Genomic DNA, 11796 nt, shown 5'->3' with positions numbered 1-11796 from the left:
TGGGCAGTGGGCGAGGCGCCGCCGTTTACCGTGGCACTGCTGCGCTTCGCGATCGCGGCTCTCGTGCTCTTCATCCTGATCGCATGGACCGTCCGGAGGGGCGGATCGCCGGAATGTGCCCGCCTCCCCCGGGGGGCGGGCCAGTGGATCGGCCTCCTCTCCCTGGGCCTCACCGGGGTATTCCTGTACAACTTCTTCTTCCTCAAGGGGCTGTCGTTCACAACGGCGACGAACGGCTCGCTCATCGTCGCGCTCAACCCCCTGATAACCGCGGTGCTGTCCGCGCTGCTGCTGACGGAGCGGATCGGGCCGGCCCGGTGGCTGGGGCTCCTCGTCGCCCTGTCCGGCGTGGCGGTGGTCGTGTCGAACGGATCCTTCGAGGCGCTTCGGAGCCTGTCGCTGAACCCCGGAGACCTCCTGCTGCTGGGGGCGCCGCTGATGTGGGCGCTCTACACCGTCCTCGGGAAGAAGGTCCTCGCCCGCTTGCCGCCGCTGACCGCGACCGCGTACGCGGCCCTCTTCGGGGCGCTCCTCCTGCTGCCCGCGGCCCTCCTGGAGGGGCCGCTCCAGGAAACGGCAGGAGGCCTCACGCGCTGGGGATGGCTCTCGGTGCTCCAGTTGTCGCTCCTGGGGACCGTGGCCGGCTTCGTCTGGTGGTACGACGCGGTGGCGGAGATGGGCGCCTCGCGCGCCGCGGCCTTCGTCTACCTCGTGCCGCTTTTCGGCGTCATTCTCTCGCACTTCATCCTTTCGGAGGCCGTTGGAGCCGCAAGGATCGTCGGCGGCGCGCTGATCGTCGCAGGCGTATACGCCGGGAGCCTTTCGCGGAAATGAAAAGACGCCGGGGAGGTTTCCCTCCCCGGCGCCGCAAGCTGGCGGGGGACACTCTTCCCCTTCGCCCGCGTTTGAAGCGAAGAATGTCCCCCTCTACCCTCGATCCCGGCCGCGTTACTCGCCACCGCCGCCCTGATCGATCATGCGACGCTCAGGATAAAACGGGTTGAAATGCGTGTCCGTCGGAGCCAGCTTGTCGCCGAGCGACTTCTCCGGAACAGCGCCGGTTTCCACCGGTTCGCTCGCGGGCCACGCCTCCGCTTTGATGGACTTATCCACCCCGAACGGCACCATGTCTCCCGAGTATCCCGGTCCGCCCGCGAAGGCCGGAGCCGCCGCCGCAGCCAGCGCCATCGCCGCCACCACCGCCATGAACTTTTTCATCGCTTCCTCCTTCTTCCCGGGCCCGCCGGGTCGATTCACGATTTCCTGATTATCGATAATGCATATTGAGTGCCAAGGACTACCGAACGGCAACACTCTACAAATAAAGGGCTTTTCGGAGGGAACCTTTACAGGTCCAGGGGGTTCGGAGAATATTCGTCAACGGGGATCGGAATATTCTCCCGCGGCGGCGCGTCGATGACATCGATCACCCCAAACGAAAAGCGCCGGGGAGTCTCCTCCCCGGCGCCTGCGTCCATCGCTCGACGGAACATGTCCCGCCGGTCAGTTCCCCCCGCCGCCCAAATCGATGACACGAGTCTCGGGGTAGAACGGATTGTAGTGCGTGTCGGTCGGGGACAGCCTGTCAGCGAGCGACTTCGCCTGGACGGACCCGGTTTCCACGGGTTCGCTCGCAGGCCATCCTTTCGCTGTAATGGACTTTTCCACCCCGAACGGCACAGCATCTCCCGAGTATCCCGGCCCTCCGCCCGCAAAGGCCGGAACCGCCGCCGCGGCCAGCGCCATCGCCGCAATCACCGCCATGAACTTTTTCATCGCTTTCCCCCTCCTTTTTTCCCGGGCCCGCCGGATCGATTCACGATTTCTTGATCATTGTTACTGCATGGAGAGTGCCAAAGGCGGATGGGCGACAACACACGACAACCAAAGGGTTTTTCGGAGGGATCTTCTACAGGAGCAGGGGATTCGGAGAATATCCGTCAACAGGGAACGGAATATTCTCCTGCGGGGCCGCGACCGGACGGCATGCTCAATCCTCCATCAGCTCCGCTCCATATCGCCGGGCCAGCCCGCGCAACTCGAAGTACGGGATTCCGAGGAAGGCATCGACCACCGCCGGATCGAAATGACGCCCGCGATCCGTTCCGATCGTGTCCGCGGCCGCGCGATACGACAGGGCGGTCTTGTACGGACGTTCCATCGTCAGTGCGTCGAAGACGTCGACCACCGCGAAGATCCTCGCCCCGATCGGGATCTCGTCTCCCTTCATGCCCCGGGGATAACCCGTACCGTCGTATTTTTCATGGTGGAACCGGACGATCTCCCTGGCGCCGGACAGAAACGGTATCCGCTGCAACAAGGAGGCGCCGAGCTCGGGATGGCGCCGGATCATTTCCCACTCCTCCCCGGTCAACGCGCCCTTCTTGAGCAGGACGCCGTCCGGAATGCCGATCTTGCCGACGTCGTGCAGGAGGGCGCCCATCTCCAGGCTTTCCATGACGGATCCCTCTCCGATTCCCATGCGCCGCGCCAGGAGCAACGAGTATTCCTGGACGCGCTTCGAATGCAGGCCGGTCTCCCGTTCCCTGAGATCGAGCGACGAGGCGAGCGCGGCGATCGTTTCCCTGTGGGCGTCCGCCGTCTCTTCGAGAGCGCGCCGTTCCCTCCGGGCGAGGCAGGACGCGGTCAGCGCGACGATCCAGTAGCTTGCGATCTCGCCGGCCTGATCGGCCTGCGTCATCCGATACCCTCCCCAGTCCAGCAGGATGTGGAGCATGAACACCCCGCTGACCGCCCCCGCGACCAGGAGGGTTCCCCGAAGGCCCAGCCAGGCGGCCGCCATCAGGATGGGAACATAGAAGAACTTCTGGAAGAGGATGTGAAGCCAGTGCCATCCGTGAAGGCCGGACGGCATGAGGAAGTGTGCGGCGGCGACGACGAAGACCGCGATGGCGATACCGCCTTCGCGCCGGAGATCCGGGGTGCGGCGGGAGCGGGCCATGGTTTCTTCCTTGCGCACCCGCTCCCGCCTCCCGCTCACTTCAACGTGTACGAGAATGTTGCGGTCCCTTTCCGCCCGCCGGATTCGATCTCCGCCTTGAAGGAATATTTCCCCGGCTTCGGAAGGTTGACGTCCACCCCGAAGTGCCCCTGCATCGCCATGAACTCCGCCTTCGTTTCCTTTTTATCGGGGCCGGTGACGACAATCGTTCCCTTTCCTTCCTTGACCGGCGAGTTCGTCTTCGCATCGGACAGGTCGAGCGCGATGTGATGGGAGTTCGGCATCGGCCCCGATGCCTTCATTCCCAAAGATTCGATGTGCGCCTTCATGTCCATGATCCGGGCCTCGCCCTTCCAGGGGCCGATCGTCCCCGAAAAGACCTTGTCCCCCATCTTCGGCATGTCGTGGCCGCCCATCTTCATGTCGCCGTGCCCACCGGACATTCCCTCGTGCCCTTTATCGGCCGCCCAAACAGCCGCGGGAAGCGCCAGAAGCGCCAGCACCGCGATGAATGCCGCCGATCGAACCGCCGTTTTCATACGCCCCATTTTCCCTGCCTCCTCTTGTTTTTTTCGTCGGGTCCTCTCGCGCTCAGGCCGTCGTGGCCGCCGCCGGCGGGAGCTCCCGCTTCTTCCACAGCTTGTAGATCGCCGGATACACCGTAAGCTCCAGGAGGAACGAGGTGATCAGCCCGCCGATCATCGGCGCGGCGATGCGCTTCATGACGTCGGCGCCGGCCGATGTGGACCACATAATCGGCAATAATCCCATGAAGGCGGCGGCCACCGTCATCATCTTGGGCCGCACCCGCTTCACGGCGCCGTGGATGATGGCCTCGTCCAGCTCCGCCAGGTTCCTCACCAGTCCCCGCTTCTTCGCGTCGTCATACGAAAGGTCCAGGAACAGCAGCATGAACACGCCGGTCTCGGCATCGAGTCCCATCAGGGCGATCATCCCCACCCAGGCGGCGATGGACACGTTGTAGCCGAGCAGGTAGAAGAGCCAGATCGCGCCGATCGCGGAGAACGGCACGGCGAGCATCACGACCGACGCCTTGAACGCGCTACGGGTGTTCATGTAAAGCAGGATGAAGATCAGGACCAGGGTCAGAGGGATCACCAGCTTGAGCCGCTCGCGGACGCGGATCATGTTTTCGTACTGCCCGCTCCACTGAAGGACATAGCCCGGCTTCAGCGAGATCTTTTCGGCGACGATCTTCTTCGCCTCCTCGACGTAGCCGCCCACGTCCCTTCCTGCGATATCGACGTACACATAACCCGCCAGGAACCCGTTCTCGTCCCGCAGCATGGCGGGCCCCTGCAGCAGCTTCACGTCCGCAAGCTGGGCGATGGGCACCTGCACCCCCATCATCCCGGTGGGCACGAGCACCCTTCCGAGGCGGTCGAGATCCTCCCGCAGCTCCCTCGGGTACCGGAGGTTCACGGAGTATCGCTCCCTGCCCTCGATCGTCGTGGTGATGTTCTCCCCGCCAATGGCGCTCATGATCACGTCCTGGAGCCTCTCGATCGTGAGGCCGTACCGGGCGAGCTGGTCGCGCTTCGGCACGATGTCGATGAAGTAGCCGCCGGTCACGCGTTCCGCGAAAACGCTTCGGGTGCCCGGGACGTCCTTCAAATAATGCTCGAGATGCTCCCCGATCTTCTGGATCTCGTTGAGGTCGCTGCCGTACACCTTGATCCCGACCGGAGTCCGGACGCCCGTCGTCAGCATGTCGATCCGGGCCTTGATCGGCATCGTCCATGCATTCGTGGCGCCGGGGAAGCGGACGACCGCGTCCATCTTCGACACCAGCTCGTCCCACGAAATGCGGTCGGGCCAGATGGGACGAAGCATGGATTTAAGGAAATCCGGAGCCCAGCTCGAGTACCAGCGCTCCTTCGGGCTCCATTGCGAGGGATCCTTCAACACGACCGTGGTCTCCATCATGGAGAACGGCGCGGGGTCTGTGGAAGTGTCGGCGCGCCCGGCCTTCCCGAACACGCGCTCGACCTCCGGGAAGCTTTTCAGCAGCTTGTCCTGCCGGACCAGCAGGTCCTGCGCCTGCGCCACGGAAAGCCCCGGCAGCGTCGTCGGCATGTAGAGCATGGTGCCTTCGTTCAGCGGAGGCATGAACTCGCTGCCGAGCCGCAGGTACACGGGAATGCTCAGCGCGAACAGCGCCAATGAGGCGGCGATGACCGTTTTCGGGCGGCGCAGCACGTATCGGCACGCCGGTTCGTAGATGCGGAACAGCCTGCGGCTGATGGGATGCTTCTCTTCGGAATAGTACTTGCCGACGAAAAGTGACGTGGCGAGCTTTGCCAGAAATTTCGGCCGGAACGTATACGGATCGATCCGGGCGAACATCATCCGCTGCGCAGGGTTGAGCGTGACTGCGAGGACCGCGGCCAGCGCCATCGCCAGGTTCTTCGAGTACGCGAGCGGCTTGAACAGCCGCCCCTCCTGGTCGACCAGCGTGAAGACGGGGAGGAACGCCACGGCGATGACGAGCAGGGAGAAGAAGACCGACGGCCCGACCTCCTTCAGCGCCTCTAGACGGATATCGTGGAAATCGCCTTTCCGCCCGCCCGCGTCCCAGTGGTAGATCTTGTTGTAGGCGTTCTCGACCTCGATGATCGCCCCGTCGACGAGCACGCCGATCGATATCGCGATCCCGGCGATGCTCATGATGTTGATCGTCACCCCCATGTAATACAGGGGGATGAACGACAGGAGCACCGACACGGGAATCGTGATGATCGGCACGAGCGCGGAGGGGGCGTGCCACAGGAAGATCAGGATCACCAGCGCGACGATGGCGATCTCGACCAGGAGCTCGTGCTTGAGCGTGTCGATCGCCCGGCGGATGAGGTCGGAACGGTCGTAGGTCGTCACGAATTCGACGCCCTTGGGCAGCGAAGGCTCGAGATCCTTCATCTTCGCCTTGACGCGGTCGATGACGTTGATGGCGTTCTCGCCGTGGCGCATCACGATGATGCCGCCCACGTGGTCTCCCAGGCCGTCCAGGTCGGAGATCCCGCGCCGGATCTCCGGTCCGAGGGACACGCTGCCGATGTCCTTGACCAATACGGGGGCTCCGCCGGGGCCCGTCTTGACCACGACGTTTTCGAGGTCGGTCGTCTTCTTCGCGTACCCGCGCCCGCGGACCATGTATTCGGCTCCCGCGAACTCGATGAGTCGCCCGCCCACTTCGTTGTTGGACATCCGGATGGCTTCGATCACCATGCCGATCGGGATGCCGTAGGACGCCAGCCTGTTCGGATCCACCGTCACCTGGTACTGCTTCTGGAAACCGCCGATGGACGCCACTTCCGAAACGCCCGGGACGGACTGGAGGGCGTACCGGAGCGTCCAGTCCTGGTACGAACGGAGCTGGTCGAGCGAGAGCTTTCCCGAGCGGTCGACCAGCGCGTACTGGAAGATCCAGCCGACGCCCGTGGCGTCGGGGCCCAGCTCGGTCTGCACCCCTTGCGGCAGCCGCGGCTGGATCTTGGACAGGTATTCGAGCACGCGGGAGCGGGCCCAGTAGATGTCGGTGCCGTCCTGGAAGATCACGTACACGTACGAGAATCCGAAATCGGAAAATCCGCGGACCGCCTTGACGTTCGGGGCGCCCAGGAGCGCGGCCACGATCGGGTAGGTCACCTGGTCCTCGATGATGTCGGGCGACCGGTCCCATTTCGAATAGATGATCACCTGCGTGTCGGACAGGTCCGGGAGGGCGTCGAGGCGGATCTCCCGGAAGGTGTAGACGGCCATGACGCACGCCACCGCCACCGTGAACAGGGTGATGTAGCGGTTGACCGCGCAGAATTCGACGACGCGCTGGATGAAGGTGTCTTTCCGGTCCTCGCCGGGCGCTCCGCCGCCGTGAGGGTTCATTGCCCGCCCCCATGACCGGCATGGCCGCCCTGCCCCTGCGGCTGCGGCTCCGACGGCCCGGTTCCGCCGCCGGTCATCTTCGTGAGCGCCGCCCGCAGCTTCGACTCGGAATCGAGCAGGAAATTGGCGCGTACCGCGACCTTCTCGCCCGCCTTCACTCCGGAGAGGATCTGCGCCTTCCCGTTGCCGCGCACGCCCACCTTCACCTCGCGCGGCTCGAAGTTGCCGTCGCCCGTATCCACGAACGCGATCTGACGGATGCCGGTCTCTATCAACGCCGAGTCGGGTACGACCACGCCGGTCACGCTGTGCAGGTCGAGCGAAACGTTGGCGTACATCTGCGGCTTCAGCCGGAGGCCGGGATTGGGAAATTCGAAGCGCACCTTGAGCGTGCGGGTCTCCGGCGAGAACGTCGGGTAGATGAAGGCGACGCTACCTTTCAACTTCCTTTCCGGATCGGCCACCGTATCGAGGAGAGCCGTCTGCCCGACACGGACGGATTGCGCCTCGTACTCGTAAAGGTCGGCTTCGACCCAGACATGCGAAAGGTCGGTAACGGTGAGGAGGTCCATCCCCGGCATGACGCGGGTCCCCTCGAAGATCTCCTTGCCGGTCACATAGCCCGATACGGGGGCAAAAAGCGTGACGGTGCGCCGGACGTTTCCCGTCCTTTCCAGTTCCTTGACGAAGCTCTCCGGAACGTCGAACAGCTTCAGGCGCATCCGGGCCGCATCGGCGAGCCTCGAAGCCATCTCCCGCGCGTCCTCGTACGGACTTTCCTTCATGCGGTTCTCGCCCGCCCTGGCCAGGAGATACTCCCGTTGGGAAGCCACGAGATCCGGCGAATAGATCTCAAGCAGCGGCTGGCCTTTCGTCACCGTCTGACCGGTGAAGTTCGTGTACAGCTTCTCGATCCAGCCTTCGGTCTTCGTCTGGACGCGCCGGACGCGCGTCTCGTCGGGCACGACCAGCCCGACGGCGCGGACCGGATGGCTGATCTTCCCGTGCACGGCGACGGCACTCTGGATCCCCGCCAGTTGCACTCTCTCCATACCCACCTGGACGGCGGCGTATCCTTCGGGCATTCCGGCGCCGCCTCCCGTCCCCCGGACCTCGTCCTCGTACACCGGAACGTAGTCCATCCCCATCGAGTCCTTGGCGGGGGTCGGCGAGGTGATCGTCGGGTTCATCGGGTTGCGGTAGAAGAGGATCTTCCTTCCGCCCGCGGCTTTTGCGCCGGTGCCTTCTACCCGGGTCAGCTCCATTCCGCATATGGGGCATTTCCCCGGTTTGTCGGAAATGATGAAGGGATGCATGCCGCAGGTGTACTTCACGGCTTCCTGGGCGACGGCGACGTTATCCGCCGGGTGCGGGTGGAGCAGCAGGTGGAATGCAGGGATCCTGTAGAAGGCGACCACCCCTGCGCCGAGCAGGACCAGCAAGGCAACGGCGATTCCCGCCGTCCGGCGCTTCTTCGACGGCCCGCCGGGAGGAACGTCCCCGCCGGCTCCGGGCGTGTTCCCGTCGTTTCCGCTTTCGCTCGTCTTTCGTTCTTCATCCATCGCCTTATCTCCCGTCGAGTTCCTTTCCCGCCGCGGCCTCGAGCCGCGCTTTCGTCGCGTGCATCTCCCCCACCATCCCGGCGTACTCCCTGCGGAAGCCGAGCTCCGACATCAGCGAGTCCATCAGCATGGGAAAGTCGATCGTCCCGACGCGGTACGCCTCGAGGTTCGCCCGGACCGCCTGCTCCGCCTGCGGGATGAGGGTCGTCCGGTAGAGCCTCGCCACCGCCCCGAAGTTTTCGAGGGTGGAGAGCCCTCCCTCGATCGCGTTGGCCGCCTCGGCGTCCAGCGTCTCCCGGTCGCGGATCGCCATCTCACGCTCCGCGGTCATGGCCCGGATCCCCGGCTCGATCTTCCCCTTGCTCCAGACCGGCAGCGTCATCGACACCATTGCGGAGACCATGTCCCGGCGGCTCGTCCCGTCGGGCATCGCGTCCCGCTGCATGTAGGAGGCGGAAACCTCGAAATCCGGCCGGCGCTCGCTCCCGGCCTGCGCGATGCCGATATCGCCTTTGGCGATCCGCGCCAGGGCGGCCTTGCGCGCCGGGCGCTCCGATTCGTAGATCCCCCGGAGGGCGCGGGCATCGTACGGGAAGGAGAATTCCTCAAGGGGGTCGATCGCCGGAACCGCCTCTCCGGGGGGAAGCGCGGCCAGCGTGTTGAGGCGGATCGAGAGGACCCGCTCCCTGTTCTCCAGCGCCAGAAGCATCTCCCGCATCCTCTGGAAGTCGGTCTGTCCCCTCAAGACGTCCGGCTGCCGCCCTTTCCCGACGGCGAACATTTCGCGGGAAACGTCCACCACCTGCTCGAGCACCGCCCGGGTCCTCCGGACGATCTCCGCCTGGGCGCGCGCCGTCGAAAGCTCCGCGTAAGCCATCTTCACGTCCGCGCGCAGCATGTTGCGCATCTCGGCCATCTCGAATTCCGCCTGCTCCTTCTCCTTTTCCACGATCCGGGAGGCGCGGTCCCGCTTGCCGGGATACGGGAGCATCTGGGAAAGACCGATCTCCTTCCCAGTCATGTCCTCTTCCCGGAGCGACCAGCTCCCCACCGGTATGTTCGACAGGCCGACCCACAGCTTCGGATCGTCCAGCGCGCCCGCCCGTATCGCCTCGTTGCGCTTCAACTCGATCCGCTGCCGCATAGATTCGAGCGACGGGTATTTCGATATTGCCGCCTCGACGTAATATTCAACGGGCCGGGACGGCCCTTCCGCGAACGCGGGCACGGCCGCCGCCGTCGCTGCCGTAAGGATGAAGAGAGACAAAGAATGCGGGATTTTCCCGCTCAGATAAATCCTTCCCATCCGCAGTTCCTGCCTTCCGTGGCGTTCATGCCGTTATTTCCCCGGCTCTCCGCAGCAGGGGCCGCCGCATCCCGTGTCGGCAACCACGGGCTCTTCCGTGGGGCAGGCCGCGCAGGGGGGATCCTCCCGGAAAGAAACCGCCCCACCGAGCAGCACCGTCGCGGAAATCGACAGGACGACCGCCACCAAAATGGTCAGCATCCATGCCCTCCAGCCCGGCCTCGTGCGCCCTGCTTCCGGAGGAAGCGGTTCCTCCGTAAGATGCCCCGGCATTTCCGGAGATTTTTTTCCGTCATCCATCGCTTTTTCTCCCCTTCTCCCGCTTCCGCGGGTCTCAGACCGCCGGCTTCCATCCAGGAACATTTCCGAGGACCCGGTCTTCCTCCACCAACCCGTCGCGCAGGTGGATGGAGCGCGTGGCCCGCGAGAGGATCGCCCGGTTGTGCGTTACCATCAGGATCGTCTTTCCCTGCTCGTGAAGCCGGGTGAAGAGGTCGAGGATCTGCTCCCCCGTCCGGCTGTCGAGGTTCCCCGTCGGCTCGTCCGCCAGCAGGACGGGAGGATCGTGGACCAGCGACCGCGCGATGGCCACCCGCTGGCACTCCCCGCCGGAAAGCTGCGAGGGGAGCCGATCCTCCTTCCCGGAAAGGCCTACCGAAGCCAGAAGGCGATCGGCGGCCGTAGCCTTCTCCGCGGAAGACCCCCGTCCGGGGGCCATCGGCACCATCACGTTCTCCCGCGCCGTCAGGTACGGGAGCAGGTGATACGACTGGAAGACGAAGCCGATCGTCTTCCGCCGGAAGTCGGTCAGCCCGTCCGCCGGCAGGCCGGCGAGATCGACGCCGTCGATTTGGACCTCTCCCTCCGTCGGGACCTGGAGCCCGCCCAGGACCGTAAGGAGGGTGCTCTTCCCCGCGCCCGACTCCCCTGTGACCACCGCGTACTCCCCCCGGGAGATCTCCAGCGAGATCCCCCGAAGCGCCGCCGCCCGGGTGCCGTTGCTTCCGTAGATCATCGAAACGTCCTTCAGCCGAACGATCGTCATCCTTTCCTCCATGTCACAGTGTCCGGATCGCCTCAGTGGGCGACAGCGCCGCCGCGCGGCGCGCCGGCGGGACGGCGCCGAGCAGCCCCAGGAGCAGCCCCGCCGCCACACCCAGGAATGCGGGCGCGAACGCGATGCCCGGGTTCTCGATGCCGAACGCCGGCGATGCGAGGAAGGCGGCCGCGACGCCGGCCCCCGCGCCGAGGAGGGAGGCCAGCAGCGAAACCCACCCCGTCTCCCAGAACAGGAGCGAATGGATCGCCCTCCCGCGGAACCCGACCGCGCGAAGGACGCCGATCTCGGCGGTCCGCTCCTGCACCCCGCCCATCACGGTGACGAAGACCATCAGCCCGCCGATCAGCAGCACGATCGCCGAGACGCCGTATCCCATCCGCCGGAGCTGGTCCACCGCGGCCTTCCGGCTCTCGACGACCTGGCGGATCGCCGAAACGCGCGCGCCGGGCAGCGCCTGCCCGATCTGCGCGACGATGTCCTCGACCGGGCAATCCTTGCACAGCGCCGCCACCTCGAAATAGGTCACGGCGCCGGGCTTTCCCGCCATCTCCTGCACGTCGGCGAGGTCGGCGATGATCATGCCGTCCTCCTTCTCGCCCGTCGGGTGCAGGACTCCCGCGATCCGGAACGACCGCTTCCCTGCCGTGACGGTCCCGCCCGGCCCCTTGTCGAGCGCCCTCGCCGCCTCGGCGCCGAGCATGACTTCGCCGCGCTTCCCGATGCGGGAGCCCGCGACCTTCCACCAGGGACGCGCTTCCTCCATGATTTCGCCGCGGGGGAGCCCCATCCAGACGAGGTTCTTCCCCGAGGCGTCCGCCGCGGTCAAAAGGAACGGCACGACCAGCCGGATCCGGTCCTTGTGCGGGATCGATGCGATCCGCTCCCCGTCCTTCAGCGTGAGACTGGAACGGGCCACCTCGGTCCCGCCGAGGGAGATGTCTCCGAAGCCGATGGAGAGCTGCTCGGTCCGGGGAGACACGAGGATGTTCGCCCCGAACCGGTC

General features: G+C 65.3%; 11 protein-coding genes. 1 reads left to right on the top strand and 10 read right to left on the bottom strand.

The features are described from left to right. On the top strand, window positions 1-834 hold an 834-nt coding region (locus tag AB1346_04460; protein MEW6719685.1), incomplete at its 5' end, for a DMT family transporter. Between the two features lie 114 nt (window positions 835-948). Here the strand turns inward: AB1346_04460 and AB1346_04455 are convergent. The 10 genes from AB1346_04455 to AB1346_04410 all read right to left on the bottom strand — a co-directional run. Further along, window positions 949-1218, bottom strand: a complete 270-nt coding sequence (locus AB1346_04455) for a hypothetical protein (GenBank protein MEW6719684.1) — start codon at window positions 1216-1218, stop codon at window positions 949-951. 285 nt (window positions 1219-1503) lie between these two features. Beyond that, window positions 1504-1776: a hypothetical protein gene (locus AB1346_04450; protein MEW6719683.1), complete on the bottom strand. Its 273-nt coding sequence runs from the start codon at window positions 1774-1776 to the stop codon at window positions 1504-1506. 214 nt (window positions 1777-1990) lie between these two features. Continuing rightward, window positions 1991-2980, bottom strand: coding sequence for an HD domain-containing phosphohydrolase (locus tag AB1346_04445; protein ID MEW6719682.1), 990 nt, complete (start codon window positions 2978-2980; stop codon window positions 1991-1993). A 17-nt stretch (window positions 2981-2997) separates the two neighbouring features. Further along, window positions 2998-3510 carry a hypothetical protein gene (locus AB1346_04440; GenBank protein ID MEW6719681.1) on the bottom strand — a complete coding sequence of 171 codons (513 nt, stop codon included), beginning with the start codon at window positions 3508-3510 and terminating at the stop codon, window positions 2998-3000. Between the two features lie 43 nt (window positions 3511-3553). Next, window positions 3554-6865, bottom strand: a complete 3312-nt coding sequence (locus AB1346_04435) for a CusA/CzcA family heavy metal efflux RND transporter (protein ID MEW6719680.1) — start codon at window positions 6863-6865, stop codon at window positions 3554-3556. Beyond that, window positions 6862-8427: an efflux RND transporter periplasmic adaptor subunit gene (locus tag AB1346_04430; GenBank protein MEW6719679.1), complete on the bottom strand. Its 1566-nt coding sequence runs from the start codon at window positions 8425-8427 to the stop codon at window positions 6862-6864. Before AB1346_04430 ends, AB1346_04435 begins: the two co-directional genes overlap by 4 nt. Before the next feature lie 4 nt (window positions 8428-8431). Beyond that, the gene (locus AB1346_04425; protein MEW6719678.1) at window positions 8432-9655 is read right to left on the bottom strand and encodes a TolC family protein; all 1224 of its coding nucleotides are present in this window, start codon (window positions 9653-9655) and stop codon (window positions 8432-8434) included. Window positions 9656-9766: 111 nt separating this feature from the next. Continuing rightward, a complete protein-coding gene (locus AB1346_04420; GenBank protein ID MEW6719677.1) occupies window positions 9767-9934 on the bottom strand; it encodes a hypothetical protein in 168 nt (55 codons plus the stop codon). 133 nt (window positions 9935-10067) lie between these two features. Then, window positions 10068-10778: an ABC transporter ATP-binding protein gene (locus tag AB1346_04415; protein MEW6719676.1), complete on the bottom strand. Its 711-nt coding sequence runs from the start codon at window positions 10776-10778 to the stop codon at window positions 10068-10070. 13 nt (window positions 10779-10791) lie between these two features. Next, window positions 10792-11796 (bottom strand): FtsX-like permease family protein (locus AB1346_04410; GenBank protein ID MEW6719675.1); only part of this gene is annotated, 1005 nt, incomplete at its 5' end.

Source organism: Thermodesulfobacteriota bacterium (assembly GCA_040758155.1).
Taxonomy (GTDB): domain Bacteria; phylum Desulfobacterota; class Deferrimicrobia; order Deferrimicrobiales; family Deferrimicrobiaceae; genus UBA2219.
This window is presented reverse-complemented; position numbering and strand designations above follow the sequence as displayed.